General features: G+C 72.8%; 21 protein-coding genes. 10 read left to right on the top strand and 11 right to left on the bottom strand.

Annotation, left to right across the window (positions count from 1 at the left end):
* Positions 1-80 precede the first annotated feature (80 nt).
* Positions 81-566 (bottom strand): CarD family transcriptional regulator, encoded by a 486-nt coding sequence (locus tag NOCA_RS21910; protein ID WP_011757466.1) that lies wholly within the window; start codon positions 564-566, stop codon positions 81-83.
* 419 nt (positions 567-985) lie between these two features.
* Between NOCA_RS21910 and NOCA_RS21915 the strand changes: the two genes are divergently transcribed.
* The 3 genes from NOCA_RS21915 (at position 986) to NOCA_RS21925 (ending at position 3,093) form a co-directional block, all read left to right on the top strand.
* A complete protein-coding gene (locus NOCA_RS21915; protein ID WP_087530621.1) occupies positions 986-1,681 on the top strand; it encodes a hypothetical protein in 696 nt (231 codons plus the stop codon).
* 94 nt (positions 1,682-1,775) lie between these two features.
* On the top strand, positions 1,776-2,318 hold the full coding sequence (locus NOCA_RS21920) for a hypothetical protein (RefSeq protein ID WP_011757468.1): 543 nt from the start codon (positions 1,776-1,778) through the stop codon (positions 2,316-2,318).
* Positions 2,319-2,349: 31 nt separating this feature from the next.
* Complete coding sequence (locus NOCA_RS21925) at positions 2,350-3,093, top strand: phosphoglyceromutase (RefSeq protein ID WP_011757469.1); 744 nt, start codon at positions 2,350-2,352, stop codon at positions 3,091-3,093.
* Between the two features lie 516 nt (positions 3,094-3,609).
* Here NOCA_RS21925 and phoU read toward each other — a convergent pair.
* Entirely contained in the window at positions 3,610-4,263 is a 654-nt protein-coding gene (gene phoU / locus NOCA_RS21930) for a phosphate signaling complex protein PhoU (protein ID WP_041546808.1), read from the bottom strand.
* Positions 4,264-4,383: 120 nt separating this feature from the next.
* Here phoU and NOCA_RS21935 point away from each other — a divergent pair, with 120 nt between their 5' ends.
* From NOCA_RS21935 to NOCA_RS21950, 4 genes are all read left to right on the top strand, one after another.
* Positions 4,384-5,538: a sensor histidine kinase gene (locus tag NOCA_RS21935; protein ID WP_011757471.1), complete on the top strand. Its 1,155-nt coding sequence runs from the start codon at positions 4,384-4,386 to the stop codon at positions 5,536-5,538.
* Positions 5,535-6,212 carry a response regulator transcription factor gene (locus NOCA_RS21940; protein ID WP_011757472.1) on the top strand — a complete coding sequence of 226 codons (678 nt, stop codon included), beginning with the start codon at positions 5,535-5,537 and terminating at the stop codon, positions 6,210-6,212. Before NOCA_RS21935 ends, NOCA_RS21940 begins: the two co-directional genes overlap by 4 nt.
* Positions 6,213-6,404: 192 nt before the next feature.
* A complete protein-coding gene (locus NOCA_RS21945; RefSeq protein WP_011757473.1) occupies positions 6,405-7,343 on the top strand; it encodes a DMT family transporter in 939 nt (312 codons plus the stop codon).
* 73 nt (positions 7,344-7,416) lie between these two features.
* A complete protein-coding gene (locus NOCA_RS21950; protein WP_011757474.1) occupies positions 7,417-9,087 on the top strand; it encodes an ABC1 kinase family protein in 1,671 nt (556 codons plus the stop codon).
* Here NOCA_RS21950 and NOCA_RS21955 read toward each other — a convergent pair.
* From NOCA_RS21955 to NOCA_RS21965, 3 genes are read right to left on the bottom strand one after another with little or no spacing between them, the layout of a single operon-like run.
* On the bottom strand, positions 9,072-9,671 hold the full coding sequence (locus NOCA_RS21955; protein WP_011757475.1) for a YbjN domain-containing protein: 600 nt from the start codon (positions 9,669-9,671) through the stop codon (positions 9,072-9,074). The genes NOCA_RS21950 and NOCA_RS21955 overlap by 16 nt on opposite strands.
* A complete protein-coding gene (mshA, locus tag NOCA_RS21960) occupies positions 9,668-10,990 on the bottom strand; it encodes a D-inositol-3-phosphate glycosyltransferase (protein ID WP_049774436.1) in 1,323 nt (440 codons plus the stop codon). Before mshA ends, NOCA_RS21955 begins: the two co-directional genes overlap by 4 nt.
* 43 nt (positions 10,991-11,033) lie before the next feature.
* Positions 11,034-11,417 carry a hypothetical protein gene (locus NOCA_RS21965; protein WP_011757477.1) on the bottom strand — a complete coding sequence of 128 codons (384 nt, stop codon included), beginning with the start codon at positions 11,415-11,417 and terminating at the stop codon, positions 11,034-11,036.
* Positions 11,418-11,515: 98 nt separating this feature from the next.
* Between NOCA_RS21965 and NOCA_RS21970 the strand changes: the two genes are divergently transcribed.
* Positions 11,516-12,262 (top strand): SDR family NAD(P)-dependent oxidoreductase, encoded by a 747-nt coding sequence (locus NOCA_RS21970; RefSeq protein WP_011757478.1) that lies wholly within the window; start codon positions 11,516-11,518, stop codon positions 12,260-12,262.
* 156 nt (positions 12,263-12,418) lie between these two features.
* Here the strand turns inward: NOCA_RS21970 and NOCA_RS26105 are convergent, their stop codons facing one another.
* Complete coding sequence (locus NOCA_RS26105; RefSeq protein ID WP_011757479.1) at positions 12,419-13,219, bottom strand: hypothetical protein; 801 nt, start codon at positions 13,217-13,219, stop codon at positions 12,419-12,421.
* Positions 13,216-13,788: a DUF6318 family protein gene (locus NOCA_RS21980; RefSeq protein ID WP_238383386.1), complete on the bottom strand. Its 573-nt coding sequence runs from the start codon at positions 13,786-13,788 to the stop codon at positions 13,216-13,218. Before NOCA_RS21980 ends, NOCA_RS26105 begins: the two co-directional genes overlap by 4 nt.
* A gap of 78 nt (positions 13,789-13,866) precedes the next feature.
* Between NOCA_RS21980 and NOCA_RS21985 the strand changes: the two genes are divergently transcribed.
* The gene (locus NOCA_RS21985; RefSeq protein ID WP_011757481.1) at positions 13,867-14,556 is read left to right on the top strand and encodes an aspartate/glutamate racemase family protein; all 690 of its coding nucleotides are present in this window, start codon (positions 13,867-13,869) and stop codon (positions 14,554-14,556) included.
* Positions 14,557-14,616: 60 nt separating this feature from the next.
* Here NOCA_RS21985 and NOCA_RS21990 read toward each other — a convergent pair whose 3' ends face one another.
* The 4 genes from NOCA_RS21990 to NOCA_RS22005 all read right to left on the bottom strand — a co-directional run bounded on the left by NOCA_RS21990 (position 14,617) and on the right by NOCA_RS22005 (position 21,202).
* A complete protein-coding gene (locus tag NOCA_RS21990; protein ID WP_011757482.1) occupies positions 14,617-15,909 on the bottom strand; it encodes a protealysin inhibitor emfourin in 1,293 nt (430 codons plus the stop codon).
* 12 nt (positions 15,910-15,921) lie between these two features.
* A complete protein-coding gene (locus NOCA_RS21995) occupies positions 15,922-18,654 on the bottom strand; it encodes an immunoglobulin domain-containing protein (protein ID WP_011757483.1) in 2,733 nt (910 codons plus the stop codon).
* A 129-nt stretch (positions 18,655-18,783) separates the two neighbouring features.
* The gene (locus NOCA_RS22000) at positions 18,784-19,257 is read right to left on the bottom strand and encodes a PPOX class F420-dependent oxidoreductase (protein ID WP_041546809.1); all 474 of its coding nucleotides are present in this window, start codon (positions 19,255-19,257) and stop codon (positions 18,784-18,786) included.
* A gap of 133 nt (positions 19,258-19,390) precedes the next feature.
* A complete protein-coding gene (locus NOCA_RS22005) occupies positions 19,391-21,202 on the bottom strand; it encodes a hypothetical protein (RefSeq protein WP_140404212.1) in 1,812 nt (603 codons plus the stop codon).
* A gap of 60 nt (positions 21,203-21,262) precedes the next feature.
* Here NOCA_RS22005 and typA point away from each other — a divergent pair, with 60 nt between their 5' ends.
* Positions 21,263-23,158, top strand: a complete 1,896-nt coding sequence (gene typA / locus NOCA_RS22010) for a translational GTPase TypA (RefSeq protein ID WP_011757486.1) — start codon at positions 21,263-21,265, stop codon at positions 23,156-23,158.
* Positions 23,159-23,202 lie beyond the last annotated feature (44 nt).

Raw genomic sequence — 23,202 nt, forward strand, 5'->3', positions numbered from 1 at the left:
CCCCACAAGGTATGACGTCTCACCCCGGGAAGCAGCGAGGCCCCCGGGGTCACCCCGGGGGCCTCGTCGCGATGACCAGGTCAGGAAGCGAGCACCTCGTCGAGGAGGGCCTCGGCCTTGTCCTCGTTGGTGTGCTCGGCCAGCGCCAGCTCGGAGACCAGGATCTGGCGGGCCTTGGCCAGCATCCGCTTCTCCCCGGCGGACAGGCCACGGTCGCGCTCACGGCGCCACAGGTCGCGCACGACCTCGGCGACCTTCATGACGTCGCCGCTGTGCAGCTTCTCCAGGTTGGCCTTGTAGCGGCGCGACCAGTTCGTCGGCTCCTCGACGTGCGCGGCCCGGAGGACGTCGAACACACGGTCCAGGCCCTCCTTGTCGACGACGTCGCGCACCCCGACGAGATCGAGGTTGCAGGCGGGCACTCTGACCACCAGGTCCTGCTGGGCGACGATACGGAGTACGAGGTACTGCCGGTCCTCTCCCTTGATCTTCCGCATCTCGATGTCCTCGATGACTGCGGCTCCGTGATTCGGGTAAACAACCGTTTCGCCGACGGTGAAAGTCATATGTCAGGTACCCCTTCCTAGGGGGCTATCTTAACACGCGCTGAGAAACCGCTCCCGGCTGTTTGCGCAGGTCAGGGGCACAATCCGGGCTTGACAGATCCGTCGATCGTGTGGTGGCGGCCCGATCGGGCCCGCCCGTGGACGCACCCCGGCACGCAGAATCCGCGCCCGGGTGGTGCCCCTGACCGATACTGCGGGGTATGTCGCCGTCCCTCCGCCACCGCTTGCGCCGTGGGGCCGCCGTGGCCCCCGACGAGCCGCCCGCGCCGGAGCCGGCCGCCACCCCGACGCCCGGGCTCGAGCCTGGACCTGAGCCCGGGCCCGAGCCTGCGCCTGGGCCTGGGCCTGCGGCTGCGCCCGATCCTGGGCCTGGCCCGGCGCCCCGGCGGCGCGCCGAGCGGCGCCGCACGCTCGCCCACATGACCCCGGTGCTGCTGCTGCGTGCCGCCCACCCGCGCCAGGCACTGCTCACCGCGACCGGGCTCGCGGTCGCCGCCGCGCTCAGCGGCCGAGCGGGGCGCGAGGTCGGCCTGGTGTTCGCGACCGTGCTGGTCGGCCAGGCCGTGCTCGGCTGGCACAACGACCTCGTCGACCGCCGGCGAGACGAGCGCCGGCTGCCGAGCGGCAAGCCGATCGCCGACGGCTACCTCGACCCCGGGACGGTCTGGTTCACGCTGATCTGCGGCGTCCTGCTGCTGGTGCCGCTGGCCATCTCCCACGGCGTCACCGCGGGCAGCGTGTACCTCGCGACGGTCGCCGTCGGCCTGGTCGGCAACGTGGTGCTGCGCCGCAGCTGGTTCTCGTGGGCGCCCTGGGCGGTCGCGTACGCCGGCTACCCGGCGTTCCTGTCCTACGGCGGCTGGGGCGGCGCGGCCGTCGGTGCGCCGCCGCAGGTCGCGATGGTGGTCCTGGCCGCCGCGCTGGGCCTCGGCGTCCACGTGCTGTGCGCGCTGCCCGGCCTGGTGGCCGACCACGAGGACGGGCTGCGACACCTCCCGCTGCGGGTGGCGCTCCGGATCGGGGCGACCCGGCTGCTCGTGCTCGCCCTCGCCGGGACGGTGCTCGCCGTGGCGGGACTCCTGGTCGTCGGCAACAGCGTCGGCCTGAGCCGCTGATCGGGGCACCCGGGCGCTCCCGGGGCCCCGTCGGCGCACCGAGCCAGACCGCTAGGCTGTGCCTCGCAACCCGCCGTAGACCCGTGAAGGCCAGATGATGCAGCTCCGCATGCCCGCCCGCCTGCTCGCCTCCGCCGGCGCCCTCGTCCTCGCCGCGACCCTGTCCTCGTGCGGCTTCGACTACGCCACCGACCGGGAGTACACCCCGACCGCGGGCGTCAACGACCGCGACGCCCAGGTCGACGTGCTCAGCGCGGTGATCGTCGCCGACCACGACGGCGAGGGCGCGTTCGTGGCGTCGTTCGCGAACAACGACCAGCAGGAGCCGATCACCGTCGAGTCCCTGGCCGGCGCCGGGGAGACCACGCTGACGGCCAGCGACTTCAGCCCGGTGGAGATCGCGCCCGGCCAGCTGGTCAACCTGGCGACCGACGGCGGCGTCACGGTCACCGGCGACTTCGGGCCCGGCTCCTTCGTGGCGGTCAAGATCGGCTTCGACAACGGCGAGAACGTCGAGATGTCGGTCCCGGTCGTCGCGCCCTGCGACGAGTTCGAGGGCCTGGCCCCGTCCGCTTCCGGGAGCACCTCGGGCGAGAGCTACGACTGCGACGTCCCGGCCCCGGCCACCGAGCACTGACCACCGGATCGACACCCGAGGGAGGGACCTCATGACCCACACGCTCATCCTGCTCCGCCACGGTGAGAGCGAGTGGAACGCGAAGAACCTCTTCACCGGGTGGGTCGACGTCAACCTCACCGAGAAGGGCCGTGCCGAGGCGGTCCGCGGTGGCGAGCTGATGCGCGAGGCGGGCGTCCTGCCCGACGTGGTCCACACCTCGGTCCAGCGCCGCGCCATCAACACCGCCTGCCTGGCGCTCGACGCCGCCGACCGGCACTGGATCCCGGTGCGCCGCTCCTGGCGGCTCAACGAGCGCCACTACGGCGCCCTGCAGGGCAAGAACAAGAAGGAGACCCTCGAGGCCTACGGCGAGGAGCAGTTCATGCTCTGGCGCCGCTCCTTCGACGTCCCGCCGCCGCCGATCGAGGAGGACAGCGAGTTCTCCCAGTTCGGCCTCCCGCAGTACGCCGGGCTCGGCGACGACATGCCGCACACCGAGTGCCTCAAGGACGTGATCGCCCGCTTCCTGCCGTACTGGGAGTCCGACATCGTCCCCGACCTCCGGGCCGGTCACACGGTGCTGATCGCCGCCCACGGCAACAGCCTGCGGGCGCTGGTCAAGCACCTCGACGGCATCAGCGACGAGGACATCGCCGGCCTGAACATCCCCACCGGCATGCCGCTGGTCTACGAGCTGGACGACGACTTCCGGCCGACGGTCCCCCACGGCCGCTACCTCGACCCCGAGGCCGCCGCCGCGGCTGCGGCCGCCGTCGCCAACCAGGGTCGCTGACCAGCCGTCCGCGACGAAGTCGCGGACAGCGCCGGGTCAGCGCACCATCAGCGGACCAACCTTGCGATAGTCCCTGGCGCGCCAGCAAGGCGACGAACGCCGGCCGAACAGAAGGGCGGCGAGCGAAGCGAGCTCTGCGCCCTCCTCAAGCGGCCCTCTGGCCGCGAGCGCAGCGAGCGAGGCCAGATCGCCGAACCGCGAGCGAAGCGAGCCTGGTTCGGCGGAACAGAAGGAGCGGCGAGCGAAGCGAGCTCTGCGCCCTCCTCAAGCGGCCCTCTGGCCGCGAGCGCAGCGAGCGAGGCCAGATCGCCGAACCGCGAGCGAAGCGAGCCTGGTTCGGCGGAACAGAAGGAGCGGCGAGCGAAGCGAGCTCTGCGCCCTCCTCAAGCGGCCCTCTGGCCGCGAGCGCAGCGAGCGAGGCCAGATCGCCGAACCGCGAGCGAAGCGAGCCTGGTTCGGCGGAACAGAAGGAGCGGCGAGCGAAGCGAGCTCGACGCCTTCCCCAGGCGAAGCCTGCTAAGCGATAGCCCTCGGGTTCTCGCCGGTGACCACGAAGACCACCCGGTTCGCGACCGAGACGGCGTGGTCGGCGATCCGCTCGTAGTACCGGCCGAGGAGGGCGACGTCGACCGCCGCCTCGACGCCGTGGCTCCAGTCGGCGGAGAGCATCTCGGCGAAGGTGGTGCGCCGCAGCTTGTCCATCTCCTCGTCCATGTGGGCGAGCGCGCGGGCCTCCTCGACGTCGCGGTCGGCGATGATCTTCGAGACCCGCCGCACCATCTCCTCCGCCACGTGCGCCATCCGCTCGATGATCGGCGAGACGTCCGCGGGGACCGCGAGGTTCGGGACCCGCAGCCGGGCGATCTTCGCGACGTGCACGGACAGGTCGCCCATCCGCTCGAGCTCGCTGACCATCCGGAGCGCCGCGACCACCGTGCGCAGGTCGCTGGCGACCGGCTGCTGCAGCGAGAGCAGCAGGAACGCCGAGTCCTCGACCCGCTCACGGGCCTGGTCGATCTCGGCGTCCGCGGAGATCACGCCCTCCGCGATCGTGGCGTCGCCGGACAGCAACGCCTCGGTGGCGAGCCGCACCGCCGTCTCGACGTTCTCGCAGATGCTCGCCAGGTCGCCGAACATGCCGTCGAGCTGTTCGTGGAATGCCTCTCGCATGGTGACCAGCCTAAGTGCCCCAGGTTGCCGATCGGGGCCGCGACGTGAACGAGGGATGAACATCGCGAAGCCGACGCTCCGCGGGCGAACTCGCGATGAAATGGCTCGTACGATTCAGGTGTGGATGCGACGACGCAGGCGTTCCTCGCCGCGCTCATCGGAGCCGTCGTCGCGGGCGGCGCGGTACTGGCGTGGCACCTCAGCGACCGCCAGCAGCACCACATCCCGCCCGTCGAGGATCCGGTGGTGCCTGTCGGGGTCGCCGCGGTGCTCTCCGTCCTGCGCAGCAGCGCGGTCGTCGTCGACGACGCCGACGTCGTCCTGAAGGCCTCCGCGCCGGCGTACGCGATGGGCCTGGTGCGCGGCACCGCCCTGGCCTCCACCGACCTCGCGGACCTGGTCCACCAGGTCCGCCGCGACGGCCAGATCCGGGAGACGGAGCTGCTGATGAGCCGCCCGGGCCTCCCGTCTCGGCACGTGACGGCGCGGGTCGCGCCGCTCGGCTCGCGGCTCGTGCTCGCGCTGGTCGAGGACCGCACGCGCGAGCGTCGCGTGGAGGCGGTACGCCGGGACTTCGTCGCCAACGTCAGCCACGAGTTGAAGACGCCGGTCGGCGCCATCCGGCTGCTGGCCGAGGCGGTCCATGACGCCGCGGAGGACCCCGAGGCGGTCAAGCGCTTCTCCGACCGGATGCTCACGGAGAGCGACCGGCTCTCCCGGCTCGTGCAGCAGGTGATCGAGCTGTCCCGGCTCCAGGGCGACGAGCCGCTGGAGCAGCCGATGCCGGTCGAGCTCGACGAGGTGATCAAGGTCGCTGTGGACACCAGCGCGATCGACGCCGACTCCAAGCGGATCTCGATCGTCACCGGCGGCGTCTCGCACCTGCAGGTCTTCGGCAGCGAGGAGCAGGTCACCGCCGCGGTCGCGAACCTGGTGGCCAACGCGGTGTCGTACTCCGAGAGCGACGCCACCGTGCTGGTCTCGACGAAGGCCGATGACGACATGGTGGAGATCTCCGTCGTCGACCAGGGCATCGGGATCCCGCCCGGCGAGATGGACCGGATCTTCGAGCGGTTCTACCGGGTCGACCCGGCCCGGCACCGCTCCACCGGTGGCACCGGCCTGGGCCTGTCCATCGTCAAGCACGTCGCGGCCACGCATGGCGGAGAGGTCCGCGTGTGGTCCGTGGAGGGGCAGGGGTCTACGTTCACCTTGACCCTCCCCCGACATGTCTCGGCCCGTTCGAACACGTGGAACCAGGAGGCTGGCCAGTGACCCGCGTACTCGTCGTCGAGGACGAAGAGAGCTACAGCGACGCTCTCGCCTACATGCTGCGCAAGGAGGGGTACGAGGTCGCCATCGCCGCCAACGGCAACGACGCCCTCACCGAGTTCGACCGCAACGGCGCCGACATCGTGCTGCTCGACCTGATGCTCCCGGGGCTGCCCGGCACCGAGGTATGCCGCCAGATCCGGCAGACCTCGAGCGTGCCGGTGATCATGGTCAGCGCCAAGGACGACGAGGTCGACAAGGTCGTCGGCCTCGAGCTGGGCGCCGACGACTACGTCACCAAGCCGTACTCGCCACGCGAGCTGGTGGCCCGGATCCGCGCCGTGCTCCGCCGCGGGCAGGAGCCCGACCTCGCCCCGCCGACCCTCGAGGCCGGCCCGGTCCGGATGGACGTCGAGCGGCACGTGGTGACCGTGGACGGCCAGGCCCAGCGGCTGCCGCTCAAGGAGTTCGAGCTGCTGGAGATGTTCCTGCGCAACCCCGGCCGGGTGCTCACCCGCGGCCAGCTCATCGACCGGGTCTGGGGCTCCGACTACGTCGGCGACACCAAGACCCTCGACGTCCACGTCAAGCGGCTGCGCGCCAAGATCGAGCCCGACCCCGGCGAGCCGAGGTACCTGGTCACCGTCCGCGGCCTGGGCTACAAGTTCGACGTCTGAGCCGGAGCCGGGGTCGGTTTCCCCGGTTAACCGGGGAACTTGGAACTGTTGACCCGAAGTTTCGGGCCAGAAGTTCCGGTTTCCCCGGGTAACCGGGGAAACCGCCGGCGCGCGCACCCGCTGGCGGCATCTCGCGCATCGACGTCCGAAAACCGCGTGTCGGGTGTCGGCGGGGCTCTCTAGGCTGGGTCGGTGACGAGTACGACGGCCCCGACGACGACCACCGAGGCCGACGCCCCCGCCCCCTGGCTGCCGGTGGCGGCGGTGGCGGTGACGCTGGTGTTCTGGGCGTCGGCGTTCGTCGCGATCCGCCACCTCGGCCAGGACTTCTCGCCCGGCGCGCTGTCGCTGGGCCGGCTGCTGGTCGGCACGCTCTGCCTGGGCGCGGTCGCGCTGAGCCGCGGCATGCCGCGCCCGACCGGCCGGGAGTGGATGTCGATCGTCGCGATCGGCGTGCTCTGGTTCGGTGTCTACAACGTCGCCCTCAACGAGGGCGAGCACCGCGTGGACGCCGGCACCGCCGCCATGCTGATCCAGATCTCGCCGGTGCTGATCGCGTTCCTCGCCGCGGCGTTCCTCGACGAGCGCTTCACGCTCTACCTCGGCGTCGGCCTGGCGCTCGCGTTCAGCGGCGTGGGCCTGATCAGCCTGGCCACCTCCGAGGGCGGCGGCAGCGACGTGGTCGGCGTCCTGCTCTGCCTGGTCTCGGCCGCCGTCTACTCCGTCAGCCTGATCCTGCAGAAGCCGCTGGTCGCCCGGCTCTCCGCGCTCCACGTCACCTGGCTGGCCTGCACCGTCGGCGCCGTCGTCTGCCTGCCGTTCCTGGGCCAGCTCCTCGACGAGGCCGGTGACGCGCCGACGTCCTCGATCCTGTGGGTCGCCTACCTCGGCGTCTTCCCCACCGCGATCGCGTTCACGACCTACGCCTACGCCCTGCGCCACATGTCGGCCAGCAGCCTCGGGGTGACGACGTACCTCGTCCCCCCGATCACCATCGCGATGGGCGTGGTGTTCCTCGACGAGGCGCCGCCGGCGATGGCGTACGTCGGCGGCGCGCTCGCGCTGGTCGGCGTCGCCGTCGCCCGGCGCAAGCCGCGCACGCTCGCCGAGGAGGTCAGCCCGCCGGCCTAGTGTCGCGGGGCTCGTCGTGCCGGTCACACCCGGCGCACGCGTGCCGGGCTCGCCGATCGGGAACGAGGCGGCCATGAGCTCCTCCTCGCACCCACCCCTGTCGCGCTACGCGGCCCTGGCGCGGCTGCTGGTCCGGCACCGTCGCAGCGACCTCCTGTCCGGACTGGGCCTGGACGGGTTCCCGCGCGACGACGACGCCCCCGAGGGCGACGAGGCCCTCGCGGAGCGGTTCGCGGCCGACCTCGAGGAGCTCGGGCCGACGTTCATCAAGCTCGGCCAGCTGCTCTCGACCCGGTTCGACCTGCTGCCCCCGGCGTACACGACCGCGCTCGCCCGGCTCCAGGACGACGCCGAGCCGGCGGACTTCGACAGCCTCCGCGAGGTCGTGGAGGCCGAGCTCGGCGGCCGGATCGGCGACCTGTACGGGTCCTTCGATCCCGAGCCGCTGGCGGCCGCATCGCTCGGCCAGGTGCACCGCGCGACGCTGCGCAACGGTCGTGAGGTCGTCGTCAAGGTGCAGCGTCCCGGCGTCCGGGAGCAGGCGCGGGAGGACATGGAGACGCTCGCGCGGCTCGCGGGCCTGGCCGACCGACACACCGACACCGGCCGCCGGTTCGGCTTCGAGCAGCTGCTCGCCGAGTTCCGCCGCTCGCTGAGCGGTGAGCTCGACTACCGCCGCGAGGCGCGCAACCTGCGCCGGTTCCGCGAGCTCACGTCCGACTACGACCTCCTGGTGGTGCCGGCTCCGGTCGAGGAGCTGTCGACGTCGCGGGTGCTGACGATGGACCGGGTCGACGGGCGCAAGGTCACCGACGTCGGACCGCTGGGCCTGCTCGACCTCGACACCCGGCCGATGGTGGAGCAGCTGTTCGGCTGCTACCTGGACGCGATGCTGCGCCACGGCTTCCTGCACGCCGACCCGCACCCGGGCAACATGCTGGTCACCGACGACGACCGGCTGGCGCTGCTCGACCTCGGGATGGTCACGACCGTCCCGCCGCGGCTGCGCGACCAGGTCACCAAGCTGCTGCTCGCGCTGGGCGACGGGGACGGCGACGAGGCGGCCGCGGTGCTGGCCGCCCTCGGCCACCCGCTGCAGGACTTCGACGCGGCCGCGTTCCGTGCGGACGTCGGGCAGCTCGTCTCGGAGGCGACCAGCGCCGGGTCCGACGTCCAGGCCGGCTCGGCCCTGGTCCAGCTGAGCCAGGTCTCCGGGCGGCACGGGCTGCGCCCGCCCGCCGAGATGTCGATGGTCGGCAAGGCGCTGCTGAACCTGGACCAGGTCACGCTGCACCTCGACCCGACGTTCGACCCGGCGGCCGCGGTGCGCGACAGCCTGGTGTCGCTGCTGCGCAGCGGCCTGAGCTTCAGCGCCGCCGGGATGATGAGCGCGGCGCTGGAGGCCAAGGAGTTCACCGCCAACCTGCCGCGGCGCGGCAACCGGATCCTGGAGGCGCTCTCCGAGGGCGAGCTCAGCATCCGGGTGCACGCGGTCGACGAGGAGCGGCTGCACACGGTGCTGCACCGGGTCGCGAACCGGCTCACGTTCGGGATCGTGATCGCGGCGACCGTGATCGGGGCGGCGATGATGATGCGGGTGCCGACCGAGCACGAGGTGCTGGGCTACCCGGCGGTGGCGATGGCCTTCTTCGTGTTCGCGGTGCTCAGCGGCGGCGGGCTGATCGCGTGGGTGCTGCTCACCGACCGGCGGGTGGCCCGGGAGCGGCGTCAGGACCCGGGCTGACCGGATCCGTCCGGGCCGGACCCGGGCTGGCCCGACTCGGCGCCGGACTCCGCGCCGGACTCGGGGCCGGACTCGGCGCCGGACTCGAGCCAGCCGCGGAACGCCTCCAGGTTGTGGGTCGGCTCGCCGCGCAGCGTGCGCCACTCCCACTCCTTGCGGATCGAGGAGGCGAAGCCCAGCTCGAGGATCGCGTTGAACGACTCGTCGGCATAGGTCAGCACCGAGCCGAGGAGCCGGTCCAGCTCGTCGGGCGTGACCATGCCGAGCGGCAGCCGCGCGTCGAGGTAGATGTCGCCCAACCGGTCCAGCGCGAAGGCGACGCCGTACATCCTCAGGTTGCGTTGGAGCAGCCAGCGATAGACGCCCTCGTGGTTCTCGTCGGGGTTGCGACACACGAACGCGTGCACACCGAGCGCGTGGGTCCCGATGTCGAGGCGGACCGCCGTCTGCAGCTTCTTCTCCCCCGGCAGCGAGAACGAGAAGAAGCCGTCGGCGACCTCCTCCACCTCGAGGTCGTTGGCGGCGAGGTAGTCGCGGACGACCTGGCGCGGATCCGGCTCGGGAGCCCCGTCCGCCGACGTCACACGGCCTCCCGGATCTCGGCCCGCGCCCGCCGGTAGACGTCGAGGGTCTGCCGCGCGGTGTGCTCCCAGGAGAACAGCCGCGCCTGCTCGAGCGCCCCCGCGGCCAACCGGTCGCGGAACGCGTCGTTCTCGACCACGCGGCGCAGCGCGTCGGCCCAGTCCCGCGGGTCGTGGGTGTCGACGAGCAGGCCGCTGCGGCCGTCGCGCACGACCGTCGTGAGGCCGCCGACCGCGGCGGCGACGACCGGGGTGCCGGTGGCCTGGGCCTCGGCCGCGACCAGCCCGAAGGACTCGTTGTACGACGGCACCGCGACCAGGGTCGCGGCCGCGCACCAGCGGGCCAGCTCCTCCTGGGAGACCGGAGGCACGAAGCGCACCACGGGGCCGGTGCCGCCGGCGCCGTCGAGCCCGAGCTCGCTCGCCAGCTGGGCCAGCGACTCGGGGTGCTCGAGCCCGGAGCCCGAGGGCCCGCCGACGATCGGGACGACCAGCCGTGAGCGCAGCTCCGGGGTCTGGGCGAGCAGCTCGGCGACGGCGCGCAGCAGCACGTCCGGGGCCTTGAGCGGCTGGATCCGGCCGGCGAACAGCAGCACCGCGGCGTCCTCCGGCAGGCCGAGCCGGGCCCGGGCGGTCGAGCGGTCCTGGGGCCGGAACACCCCGAGGTCGACGCCGGGGTGGACGACCTCGACCCGGCTGGGGTCGGCGTCGTACATGTTGACCAGCTGCTTGGCCTCGATGTCGGTGTTGGCGACCAGCATGTCGGCGGCCTCGACGACCTGCTCCTCGCCGATGATGCGGGCCGCGGGCTCGGGGGTGTCGCCCTCGGCGAGCGCGTCGTTCTTGACCTTCGCCATCGTGTGCATGGAGTGCACCAGCGGCACACCCCACCGGTCGCGGGCCAGCGCGCCGACCTGCCCGGAGAGCCAGTAGTGGGAGTGCACGACGTCGTAGTGCCCGACCGGCTGGGCCGCCTCGGCGCGCAGCACCTCGCGGGCGAAGACGCAGAGCTGGCCGGGCAGCTCGGCCTTGGTGAGCCCCTCGAACGGCCCGGCGTGGATGTGCCGGACCTGCACCCCGTCGTACGCCTCGACCAGCGGCTCGACCGCCGAGGTGGTGGCCCGGGTGAAGATGTCGACGGCGATGCCCTGGGCGGCCAGTCGCTTGGACAGCTCGATGACGTAGACGTTCATCCCACCCGCATCACCCGTCCCGGGCTGGTCGAGGGGCGAGGTGTGCAGGCTGATCATCGCCACACGCCGGATCGGGTCCACTGCCACCTCGGGGTCGTCGCGCTCGTCGGGTCCAACCAAGGTGAACATGCCGGGGCCCGGATTGATTCCCCTCGAGCGGTGCCCCGGCCGGTCAGCGCGCATGCGAGCCGCGGTTGCGGTGGGGCGGCGGCGTCGGCTCGGTACGCCGGCCGCGGGCGAGCAGGATCGCCGCCACGACGACCGCGGCGGCACCGAAGACCGCGTCCACCGTCACCGGGTCGCCACCCTCGCGCAGCACCTCGAGCACCGATCCGGCCAGCAGCGCGAAGCACACCGCCACGAGCACCCGCAGCCAGGTGGCGCTGCGACTGACCAGGCTGGCGCCGGCCACGAGGGTCGCCACGACGAGCAGCGCGAGCCCGGCCCAGGTGAGGCCGTCGACGAGACCGGAGCCGGCACCGGCCGCATCCGCGGCGTACGCAGCCAGCCAGCAGAGCCCGCCGAGGAGACCGGCTACTGCGGCAGGTACGCGCATGCCTCCACCCTCCCGACCGGCTCTCCTGGACGACAGGTCAGTGTGCCACCGTCCGACGCCGGCGACCACGGGCGTCCGGCGACCGGCACAATGGCGCCGTGAGCCACCCCCGCACCGCCGTCGTCACCGGAGCCAGCAGCGGGATCGGCGCCGCCACCGCGCGCCGCCTCGCCGCCGAGGGCTTCCAGGTGTTCTGCGCCGCCCGGCGGCGCGACCGCATCGAGGCGCTCGCCGCTGAGATCGGGGGTACGCCGGTCGAGTGCGACGTCACGTCCGCCGAGTCGGTCGCCGGCCTGGCGGCCGCGGTCGGCGAGCGGCTCGACGTACTCGTCAACGACGCCGGCGGCGCGTTCGGCTCCGCCCCGGTGGCCGAGGCCGACACCGAGGACTGGCGGCGGATGTACGAGGTCAACGTGATCGGCCTGATGCAGGTGACCCGGGCGCTGCTGCCCGCGCTGCTCGCGAGCGGGGCGGGGGTGATCCTGAACGTCGGGTCGACGGCCGGGCGGATCGCCTACGAGGGCGGCGCCGGCTACACCGCCGCCAAGCACGGCACCAAGGTCGTCACCGAGACGTTGCGGCTCGAGCTGTGGGACCAGCCGGTCCGAGTCATGGAGATCGCGCCCGGGATGGTGAAGACGGACGAGTTCGCGCTGGTGCGCTTCGAAGGCGACCGCGAACGGGCCGACGCGGTGTACGCCGGGGTCGCCGAGCCGCTCACCGCCGAGGACATCGCCGACGCGATCGGCTGGATGGTCACCCGCCCGCCGCACGTCAACGTCGACGAGCTGGTGATCAAGCCCCGCGCCCAGGCCGCCCAGCACAAGGTCCATCGTCGGGCCTGAGTCGCGGAGCAGCTCAGGCCTGCCACGATGATGGTCGAGCCCGGCCCGCGACCGAGCGCCGGCGAGGTCGCGACGGCCGTGTCGAGACCGGTCCAGTGCAGCGGCGGTCAGATCAGTGTGGAGTCCCTGACGTACCAGGCACGTCACCGACTCCACTCAGCCGCCGACCAGCACCGGGCGTGCCGTCACGACCCGCAGCCCCTCGGCCGCACCGGGGATCGTCACCGTCCCGTCCACGTGCCGCCACCCACCGGCACCGACTCGGAAGTCGGCCGCGTACGTCGTGTCCACCCGCACCGCCACCCGACCCCGCCGCAGGTACCGGTGGGTGATCTCCAGGTCCGGGTACGGCGCACCCGCACCCCTGGTCCGCTCACTGACCCCATCCCCGTAGTGCCAGGTGAACGTCTCGGGCCAGATCCGCAGCTCCACCCGGCGCCCCAACAACCGCACCACCCGGGTCAGCTCACCGCGCTCGGTGTAGAAGTTCGTCTCGAAGTTCACCAGCGTCCGCCCACCCGGCGGCTGCACCACCAGCTCCGAGGCCGGCAACGGGACCCGGCGGAACGCCCGGAGCACCAACCCGGGCGTCACCTCCGGTGACGCGGCGACCGCGCCCACCGGGCAGTTGTCCCCCGCCGCGTATGTCTCACCAGAATCGGTGACGAAGTAGGCGTAGGTCTGAACGCTGCCGTCGTCACATCGGGCGGGTTCGTTGCAGGTCTGATCGCCCCCCATGAAGCACTGCGTGACGTGGATCCAGTGCCCGGGCGTCGTCTGAGCTGCCACGGGCACGTTCTCCGGGACCCCGTCGTTTTGAGCGAATCCGCTGAGGGTGACAGCACCACCGCCGGACTGTCCGCCGATGTGGTGATCGACGGCAACGGCCTCGTCCGAGGTCAGGAGCGCGACAGTCACCAACAGCGCCGAGACCAGGATGCGGGTGGTGCGGGTCATCGGTCCTGGCCCCAGAATTCAATGACCCAGCCGCCGTCATCCAGCCGGAGAACGCTCTGGAGCTTCACGCTGCCGGCGACGTAGATCTCGTCGTCGCTCTTCCCCGGAAAGTCCACGATCTGCTTGGTATTCGCCAGGTCACACCAGACTGTGATGCGCCTACCGTCGTCAAAGAAGGCGCTCCGGACGTGGGAGATCGAGTTCTCGCCGCCGACCACCTCGCCACTCCGCTTGACGACGTCGCGGATGAACTGCACGCCTCCGTCACAAGCGTTGCATCCCTCCGCACCCAGGCTTCGAAGCCCCTCGACGTCCCCGGTCGCCTGGGCGTAGTTGACCATCTCCCAGTAGAACCGCACGAACGCCTCGGCCGCGGCCGCGTCGCTCCCCCGCGCCGCGGCCGGCATGGTCGGCTCGACCGGCCCCGACACCGCGGTGGTGGACGGCGAGGACGGCGCGGAGGACGAGGGCGGGGCGAACCTGGGCTCGGGGTCGTCGCCGGAGCAGGCGCCGAGCGCGAGCACCGACACGACACACAGGGCGGCGATGACCGTCCGAGACCGGGTCACGGCGACGATCATTCCCCCTGCGGACGCACAGCGAAACCGCCGTACCGGCATCTGTGGATCTCTGACAGGATGCGGCCCATGCAGACCATCGGACTCGTCGGCGGGATGAGCTGGGAGAGCAGCGCCGCGTACTACGAGGCGCTCAACCAGGGCGTCGAGGAACGGGTCGGCGGGCTGGCGTCCGCGCGGACCGCGATGGTCTCGGTGGACTTCGCCGAGGTCACCGCCCTGCAGGAGCAGGAGCGCTGGGACGACGTCGCCGAGATCCTGGCCGGCGCCGCCCGCGGGGTCGAGGCCGCCGGGGCCGACTTCCTGCTGCTGTGCACCACCACGTTCCACCGGGTCGCGGACCAGGTGGCCGCGGCCGTGGAAATCCCGCTGCTGCACCTGGCCGACGTGGTCGCCGACGCCTGCAAGGCCGAGCGCCTCGACTCGGTCGGCTTCCTCGGGACGACGTTCGCGATGTCCCGCTCGTTCTTCACCGACCGGATCGCCGCGCACGGCCTGACCGTGCACGTCCCGGAGACCCGCCACCACGAGACCCTGAACCGGGTGATCTACGACGAGCTCGTGCACGGCAAGGTGCTCGACAGCTCGCGGCGTACCGTCGTCGGCCTCGTCGACGAGCTGTGGGACGCCGGCGCGGGCGGCGTGATCCTCGGCTGCACCGAGCTCGAGCTGCTGGTCCACCAGGCCGACGCCGACATCCCGGTCTTCCCCTGCACCACCCTCCACGTCGCGGCCGCCCTCGACCGCGCCCTCGCCTGATCCCGAGCGATAGTCCCTGACGTATACGTGGTCTGGGCGCGCTCCCACACCCCGCAACCGTCAGGGACTACCGTCCAGGAGCAGCTCCACCAGGCGGGCGAGGTCGGGGGTGAGGTGCTGCTCGGGGACGGTGGCACAGGAGCCGCAGAGGTCGAAGGAGTAGACGTACCGGTCGGGTTGTGGGTCGCCGGGGGCCACGACGCCCAGGTCCACCCGGTCGACCAGGTCGGCGACCTCCGCGGCCCGCGGGTCGTCGCCGTCGAGGTCGAGCTCGCCGGCGGCGCGCAGGCCCGCGAAGCCGCCGGTACGCCGCACGCTCACCCGCCGCGACCCACCTGCTGACCCGCCGGCTGACCCCGCCCCGGCCGGAACGACACCACCCTCCGGCGTGACCCCCACCTCCGCCCACGCACCGCGCACCGCCTCGGCGTGCGCGCCCGCGGCGGCGACCGTCGCGGCGGCGAAGCCCGCGAAGTCCGTGCCCGCGCCGACGGCGCCGCCGACGAGCGCGTCGTACCAGACCCGGCCGGCGCCGTCCCACGTCGAGCCGCCGATGGCGGTCGCGGCGAGCTGGAAGGCCCGGTTGGGGATGCCCGAGTTGAGGTGCACGCCGCCGTTGTCGTCGGCGGTGTCGACGTAGTCGCGCAGGTGGCCCACCTGGGGGTCGCGACCCAGCGCGGGGTCGTCGTACGCCGTGCCGGGCGCGGCCATGTCGCGCAGCGCGCGGGCGTGGATGCCGGGCAGGAAGATCCCGGCGCCGATCAGCCAGTCGGCCTCGGCCGCGGTCTGCCCGAGCAGCCGCTGCTTGAGGCAGGCCGCGAAGACGTCGGAGACCGACTCGTTCAGCGCGCCGGGCTGATCGCGGTAGCGCAGCCCGGCGGTGTGCTCGGTGACCGCGTGCGTGAGCTCGTGCCCGAGGACGTCCACCGGAGCGGTGAACCGGCCGAAGACCCGGCCGTCCCCGTCGCCGAACACCAGCTGCGTGCCGTCCCAGAACGCGTTGTCGTAGTCGCGGCCGTAGTGGACCGTCAGGCTGACCGGCGCGCCGGCCCCGTCGTACGACGAGCGGCCGTAGACCTCCGCGAACAGCGCGAGCGCCCCGGTGATGCCGGAGGCCGCCTCGTCGACGGCGGCGTCACCGACCTCGGGATCGCCGGCCGACCGCACCACCTGCCCCGGCAGGGTGGTCGTGTGGTCCGCGGTGTGCACGGTCCACGCCGCACCGCCCGCCGGCAGGACCGAGCGCCGGTCGGCGGCCGGCACCGTCCGGCCGCTCCGCAGCCGCTCGTCGACCAGCAGGCTCTCGGGCGCGACCCGGCGCAGCAGGTACGGCGGCACGAAGCGGCAGCTCATCCCGCCAGCGTGTCACCCGCCGGTCCGGTCCACCAGGATGCTGTAGCCGTAGATCATCGGGCTGGACCCGAACCGCACGAACACCGAGGACATCGCCGCGACCCCCGGCGTCGAGCGCAGCGTCCACGCATACGTGCACGACGGCGTGACCGGCATGGTCACCGCAGTGGCGAAGTCGAAGTCGTTCGAGATCGTCACCGACGTGACGCCGCTGGGCGCGACGATGCCGAGGACGACGTCCGCCGTGGTCACCCGGGTGGCGCCGTCGTTCACGGTGACGCCGATCTGCCCCAGGCAGGACGCCGTGCCTCCACCCCCACTCACCGCCACCCCGGGCGAGGCGACCGCCGCCTTGCCGTAGCCGTTCGCGACCACGACGACGCAGCGCAGGCTGCTGCCGGCGTCGGCGGCCACCACGTCGTACGTCGCGGCCGTGGCGCCGGCCAGGGCCCGGCCGCTGCGCTGCCAGGAGTACGTGGTGACGAGCTCGGGGATGCCGACCCAGGCGCCCGGGTCGCAGGTGAGGGTCTCACCCGGCGCCGCCGTACCGGACAAGGACGGCGGGGTGACGTTGCTGGGTGCGTGGCCCGACGGGCCGCCGATCCCGAAGCCGGCCGAGGTCGCCTGGGCGGTGCCCTGGCCGTTGCTCGCGGTCACCGTGCAGGTCAGCGAGGCGCCGACGTCCTCGGAGAGGATCGTGTACGACGACCAGGTCGCCAGCGGGATCGCGACGTTGTTGCGCTTCCACGCGTACTCGTAGCTCACCCCGCTGCCGGACCACGCCCCGGGCAGGCAGGTGAGCGCCTCGCCGATGTTGGCCGAGCCGGACACGATCGGCGGCACCGTGTTCACCGGGCTGTCGGCTGTCACCGTCACCGGCGCCGAGGTCTGCGGCGTGCTCCCGGAGCTGTTCGACGCCGTCACCGTGCAGGTCAGCGCCCGGCCACTGTCCGTGGCGGTCACGACGTACGTCGTGCCGGTCGCCCCCGAGATCGCCGCACCATCACGCCGCCACTGGTAGCCGTAGCCGGTCGGGCTCCCCGACCAGGTGCCCAGCGAGCACGACAGCGTCTGCCCCACCACCGCCGTGCCGGAGATCGCCGGCGGCACCGTGTTCACCGGGCCGGCCGCCGCGGCCACCGTCACCGGCGCCGAGGTCTGCGGCGTGCTCCCGGAGCTGTTCGACGCCGTCACCGTGCAGGTCAACGCCCGGCCGCTGTCCGTGGCGGTCACGACGTACGTCGTGCCGGTCGCCCCCGAGATCGCCCCTCCGTCGCGCCGCCACTGGTAACCGTAGCCGGTCGGGCTCCCCGACCAGGTGCCCTGCGAGCACGACAGCGTCTGCCCGACGGCCGCCGTACCGGAGATCGCCGGCGGCACCGTGTTCACCGGAGCCGTGGCGACCGGGCCCGACCCGCCGATGGTCACCGTCGCGGTGGTCACCCACTCACTCGTGCCGGCCTCGCTGTCCGCCCGGACCCGGCAGGAGATCTGGGTCCCGGCGTCGGCGGCCGTGAGCAGGTACGTCGCCCCGGTGGCGCCGGCGATCGGCGCGCCGTCGCGCAGCCAGTTCCGCTCGAAGGCCTGTGGGCTGCCCGACCACGAACCGGTGAAGCAGGTCAGCTGGAAGCCGACCTCGGGCGGTCCGCTGAGCTGGGGCGGGGAGAGGTTGGTGGGCGGGGTGGTCGTTCCGCCGCCGCCACCGCCGCCACCACCACCGCCGCCGCCGGAGCCGCCGGAGCCACCACCGCCACCGCCGCCGCCACCGGAGCCGGGCCGGACGCCCTTCGCCCAGTAGGTGTAGCCGCTGGTGTTCCACCGCTGGGCCCGGTCGTTGTCGGTGTCCGCGATGAACAGGTCGCCCGAGAGCGATCCGCCGTCCTGGGCGTGCTGCGCGATGGCGGCGGGGTAGCTGAGCCGCCCGGCCGCCCGGCTGGCCCGCGGCGGGTGGCCGAGGGTCCGGTAGAGCGAGAAGTCGTGGTTGGTGTCGAACAGGTACAGCGCGTTGTTCGCCATGTCGGAGACGGTCAGCTGGCCCCACTTGTCCACCGCGACGCCGGCCGGCTGCGGCCTGTTGCCGCCGCCGGGACGCCGGATCGTGAAGGTCCGCGACGGCTTCGAGGAGCTGCGCAGGCCGGCGGCCTCGTAGGACAGGATCTGGCCGCGGTCCGGGATCGCGACGTACAGCGTGGCCGGGCGGCCGGCCTGCGGCCCGCCGTACGCGATGCCCCGGGGGTGGTCGTTGCCGGGCAGGTCGACGGTCGCCTGGAGGTCGCCGTTGCGGGCGTACACCGAGACGCTGTCGTCGCAGCGGTTGGCGACGTAGATCCGGTTGCCGTTGGCGGTGATCCCGCCGTACCGGTGCGCGGGCGAGCTGTTGTCGCAGGAGCGTGCCGGCTCGTGGTCGTAGTGGACGATCAGTCGGCCGGCAGCGTTGAACAGCGACATGCCGGTCTCGTAGTCGACCCAGATGTCGTCGCCTGCGGTCACGAAGATGCCGTCGACGGCCTCGTCCTGGTCGAGGGAGATCGACGGCTTGGGCTTGCCGGACACCGAGATCCGCCGCAGCTCGCCGCCGCTGGCGAACCCGACGTACGTCGTGCCGTTGGAGCTCACCCCGATCGCCGTCGGGCCGTCCGCACTGGCCGCGTGCGCGGTCTCGGCGGTCGCCAAAGTAGCGGTCCCGAGCCCCGCGACGACCATGGCCAGGCCGAGGAAGCGGCCCAGGGGGGCGAAGCCGCGCACGGCTCGACCCTAAACCGGGTCGGGCCCGCGCCGAGCGCGCCGCCACGGCCGGACTGGACCGCCCGACTGGACCGGTGGGAAGCGCGCGAGCTTCATCGGCCGGCCGATGAAACTGGACGGGGGCCGCGCTCAGCCCGCGGGGGCGCGGTCCGGCGGGAACCCGCCGGTGGCGATCGGGCCCCAGGAGTCGACCCGGATCCGGATCAGCGACTTGGCCTGGCGGCGCATCGCGGCGCGGTACTCCGCCCAGTCGGGGTGCTCGCCGGCGATGCAGCGGTAGTACTCGACCAGCCCGTCCTCGGCCTCCGGGGACGGCATGTCGAGGACCTCGGCGGTGCCGTCGACCTGGACCCACGCGTCGTCCCACTCGTCGGAGAGCACCAGCACCGTGGCCGCCGGGTTGCGGCGCAGGTTCACCGCCTTCGCGCGGTCGGGGTACGTCGACACCACGATCCGCCCGTCCGCGTCCACGCCGCCGGCGACGGGCGAGAGCTGCGGGCGGCCGTTCGCGCGGGTGGTGACCAGCACCAAGTGGTGGCGGGTCCGGACGAAGTCGAGCAGCCGGTCGAGCCCGACCCGGTCGGTGGTGGCGATCCTGGGCATGGGCCCACGGTAGCCCGGTGGGCGGCGCGCGAGTTTCGTCGGCCGGCCGACAAAGCTCGACCCTGGACGATGAAGCTGCATCGTCCAGGCACGGGTTTCATCGGCCGGCCGATGAAACTGGACGGGCCCGCCCTCAGCCCCGGGGCACCACCGGCGCGGAGCTCGCCCGGTCCGAGCCGGCCGGGTTGGTGCCGGTGACCAGGCAGGTCAGCCGGTGCCCGCGGTCGTCGCCGAGCACCTCGTAGCGGTCCTTCTCCGAGCCGCCGAGCGCGGCGCCGTCGCGGCGCCACACGTAGGTGAGCACCGGCGCGTTGCGCCACCGCCCGGGGTCGCAGTACAGCACCGCCCCGACCTTGGCCCGGCCGACGATCCGCGGCCGCGCGGTGCTCACCGGCGGGCCGACGTGGCCACCACTGCTGCCGTCGTCGACGGCGACCGGGTCGCTGAGCGCGACCTTGCCGGCGCCGTTCCGGTTCACCGCGGCGACCCGGCAGGTCAGCTCGTGGTAGCGGTCGTTGTCGGTGACGAGGTACTCCGGGGCGTTCGTGCCGGGCAGGAGCTGGCCGTCGCGCAGCCAGCCGCGGAGGTACGACGTGGGTCGCCCGGTCCAGGTCCCGTTGCCGCACCGCAGGATGGCACCGGAGGTGGGCTGGCCGCTGATCACCGGACGGTCCAGGACGTAGGGCGGCGAGTGCGGGCCGGGGATCGCGAACACCTCGCTGGCGCTCGGCGCCGAGCTCGCGCCGTCCGCGGCCACGGCGGTCACGGTGCAGGTCAGCGCGGTCGCCACGTCACGGGAGGTGACGGTGTACGTGGCGCCGTCGGCGCCGGGGACCGGCAGCCCGTCGCGCAGCCACGCCAGCCGGTACGACGCCACCGCGCCGTCCCACGTCCCGGGCTCGCAGTCGAGCACCCGCCCGGCGTACGGCGATCCGGTGATCCGCGGCAGCCCGACGTTGACCGGGGCGCCGGGGTCGCCCGGCGGCAGCGCGTCGGCCATCCAGTCGGTGGTGCCGAGGTGGTCCCAGTGCTGCACCCGCCCGTTGCCGGTGTCGGCGACCCAGAAGCCGTCGCGGAAGCTGCCGTCCGCGTTGTCGAACGCGGTCGGCTGATCGAGGAACCCGCGGTCGGACGCCGGGTCGGGCGGGTGGCCGAGGGTGCGGTAGTACCAGTAGTCCTCGGGGCCGTTGTAGAAGTGCACCGCGTTGTTGGCGACGTCCACGACGGCGAGCTGGCCCTTCTCGTCGGCGGCCAGCGGCCCGGGTGCGGGCGAGCGATAGCCGAAGAACCGCTTGATCGCCAGCGTCCGCGCGGGCTTCGGGTCCGCGCGCAGGCTCGCGGTGTTGTAGGCGTAGACCCGGCCGGCGTCCGGCACCGACACGTACATCCGCGCGGGCAGGGACTTGGCCGCCGGGGCGAGGACGACGTCGCCCGGGTAGGCCCGCCCCGGCAGGTCGACGCTCGCCAGCAGCTCGCCGTCGGGGCGGTAGATGCCGACCGTGGCGGCACAGCGACCGGCGACGTACACCGCGTCCCGGGTCACCTCGAGGCCGCCGTACCGCGCCGGGTCGTGCGCCCGGTCGACCGGGCACGCCCCGCCGGCGACCGGGAAGTGGGTGCGGACGGCGCCGTCGGGCGCGAGCTCGCTCACGCTGGCGCCGTAGTGGACCCAGACGTTGCCGTCGGGCCCCACGTCGAGGGCCGTGACGGGCGCGTCCTGGTCCAGCGGCACCGAGCCGGCCACCCCGCCGGCGGCGTCGAGCCGGAGCAGCCGGTGGCCGGCGGCATAGCCGACGTACGACGTCCCGTCGTCGGCCGCGGCGACCGCGATCGGCCGGCCGGTGCTGACGGCGGCCGCGGGCCCGGCGGGCAGCGCGACCAGGCCGCCGACGACCACCGTCGTCGCGAGCCCCCCAGTCAGCGCAGCACGCAGCGCTCCCCCCACGGGTCCGAGGCTAGTTGTCGATGCGGGTCGGAGGGGCCGAAATCGGTAGACTCGATCCTCGTGCCTACTACCGCCCGCACCGACCTCCGCAACGTGGCGATCGTCGCCCACGTCGACCACGGCAAGACGACGCTCGTCGATGCGATGCTGCGCCAGGGCGGCGCGTTCACCGAGCACCAGGCCGAGGGCGTCGCCGAGCGGGTGATGGACTCCGGTGACCTCGAGCGCGAGAAGGGCATCACGATCCTCGCGAAGAACACCGCGATCCACTACGCGGGCGCCGCCGCCGAGGGCCGGCCGATGACGATCAACATCATCGACACCCCGGGCCACGCGGACTTCGGCGGCGAGGTCGAGCGCGGCCTGTCGATGGTGGACGGGATCGTGCTGCTCGTCGACGCGTCCGAGGGCCCGCTGCCGCAGACCCGGTTCGTGCTGCGCAAGGCGCTCAACGCCGACATGCCGGTCGTGCTCGTGGTCAACAAGGTCGACCGCGGCGACGCGCGGATCGAGGAGGTCGTCGACGAGACCTACGAGCTGTTCATGGACCTGCTCGACGAGCACCACAGCCAGGACGCCCTGGACTTCCCCGTCGTCTACGCGTCCGCGAAGTCCGGCCGGGCCTCACTGGAGATGCCGGAGAACGGCGGCCTTCCGGACTCCCCCGACCTCGAGCCGCTGTTCAAGACGATCCTCGAGACGATCCCCGCGCCGACGTACACCGAGGGCGCGCCGCTGCAGGCGCACGTCACCAACCTGGACGCCTCGCCGTTCCTCGGCCGGCTCGCGCTGGTGCGCGTCCACGAGGGCACCCTGCGCAAGGGCCAGCAGGTGGCCTGGATGAAGCGCGACGGCTCGACGAAGAGCGTGAAGATCACCGAGCTGCTGGTCACCGAGGGCCTCGAGCGCAAGCCGGGCGAGTCCGCGGGCCCGGGCGACATCGTCGCGGTCGCGGGGATCCCGGAGATCACGATCGGTGAGACGCTGGCCGACGCCGAGAACCCGGTCGCGCTGCCGCTGATCCACGTCGACGAGCCCGCGATCTCGATGACGATCGGCACCAACACCTCACCGCTGGTCGGCAAGGGCGGCAAGGGTCACAAGGTCACGGCCCGGCTGGTCAAGGACCGGCTCGACGCGGAGCTGGTCGGCAACGTGTCGCTCAACGTGCTGCCCACCGAGCGTCCCGACGCGTGGGAGGTGCAGGGCCGTGGTGAGCTGGCGCTGGCGATCCTGGTCGAGCAGATGCGCCGCGAGGGCTACGAGCTGACCGTCGGCAAGCCGCAGGTGGTCACCAAGGAGATCGACGGCAAGCTCCACGAGCCCGTCGAGCGGCTGACCATCGACGCGCCGGAGGAGTACCTCGGCACGATCACCGAGATGCTCGCGACCCGCAAGGGCCGGATGGAGCAGATGACCAACCACGGCACCGGCTGGGTGCGGATGGAGTTCCTGGTGCCGGCCCGTGGGCTGATCGGGTTCCGGACCGAGTTCCTCACCGCGACCCGCGGCACCGGCATCGCCCACCACATCTCCGAGGGCTACGAGCCGTGGGCCGGCGAGATCCGCTCGCGCGCGTCCGGCTCGCTGGTCGCCGACCGGTCGGGCGCGGCGACGGCGTACGCCATGACGTCGCTGCAGGAGCGCGGCGTGCTGTTCGTCGACCCGACCACCGAGGTCTACGAGGGCATGATCGTCGGCGAGAACTCGCGCGCCGACGACATGGACGTGAACATCACCAAGGAGAAGCAGCAGACGAACATCCGCTCCTCCACGTCCGACAACTTCGAGAAGCTGGTGCCGCCGCGCAAGCTCTCGCTCGAGCAGTGCTTGGAGTTCTGCCGCGAGGACGAGTGCGTCGAGGTCACCCCGGAGACGGTGCGGATCCGCAAGGTCGTCCTCGACCAGAACGCCCGGGCGAAGTCGGCGAGCCGGGCGCGCAAGGCGAGCAGCTAGCCGCCCCCGGCGGCGACGGGCCCGCGCAGACCCGCTCGCGCAAG

The organism is Nocardioides sp. JS614 (assembly GCF_000015265.1).
Taxonomy (GTDB): domain Bacteria; phylum Actinomycetota; class Actinomycetes; order Propionibacteriales; family Nocardioidaceae; genus Nocardioides.

Bases quoted from the DNA above. Each gene is read 5' to 3' on its own strand.
- NOCA_RS21910 (WP_011757466.1), bottom strand. From the start codon at position 566: ATGACTTTCACCGTCGGCGAAACGGTTGTTTACCCGAATCACGGAGCC.
- NOCA_RS21915 (WP_087530621.1), top strand. From the start codon at position 986: ATGACCCCGGTGCTGCTGCTGCGTGCCGCCCACCCGCGCCAGGCACTG.
- NOCA_RS21920 (WP_011757468.1), top strand. From the start codon at position 1,776: ATGATGCAGCTCCGCATGCCCGCCCGCCTGCTCGCCTCCGCCGGCGCC.
- NOCA_RS21925 (WP_011757469.1), top strand. From the start codon at position 2,350: ATGACCCACACGCTCATCCTGCTCCGCCACGGTGAGAGCGAGTGGAAC.
- phoU (WP_041546808.1), bottom strand. From the start codon at position 4,263: ATGCGAGAGGCATTCCACGAACAGCTCGACGGCATGTTCGGCGACCTG.
- NOCA_RS21950 (WP_011757474.1), top strand. From the start codon at position 7,417: ATGAGCTCCTCCTCGCACCCACCCCTGTCGCGCTACGCGGCCCTGGCG.
- mshA (WP_049774436.1), bottom strand. From the start codon at position 10,990: ATGTTCACCTTGGTTGGACCCGACGAGCGCGACGACCCCGAGGTGGCA.
- NOCA_RS21965 (WP_011757477.1), bottom strand. From the start codon at position 11,417: ATGCGCGTACCTGCCGCAGTAGCCGGTCTCCTCGGCGGGCTCTGCTGG.
- NOCA_RS26105 (WP_011757479.1), bottom strand. From the start codon at position 13,219: ATGACCCGCACCACCCGCATCCTGGTCTCGGCGCTGTTGGTGACTGTC.
- NOCA_RS21985 (WP_011757481.1), top strand. From the start codon at position 13,867: ATGCAGACCATCGGACTCGTCGGCGGGATGAGCTGGGAGAGCAGCGCC.
- NOCA_RS21990 (WP_011757482.1), bottom strand. From the start codon at position 15,909: ATGAGCTGCCGCTTCGTGCCGCCGTACCTGCTGCGCCGGGTCGCGCCC.
- NOCA_RS22000 (WP_041546809.1), bottom strand. From the start codon at position 19,257: ATGCCCAGGATCGCCACCACCGACCGGGTCGGGCTCGACCGGCTGCTC.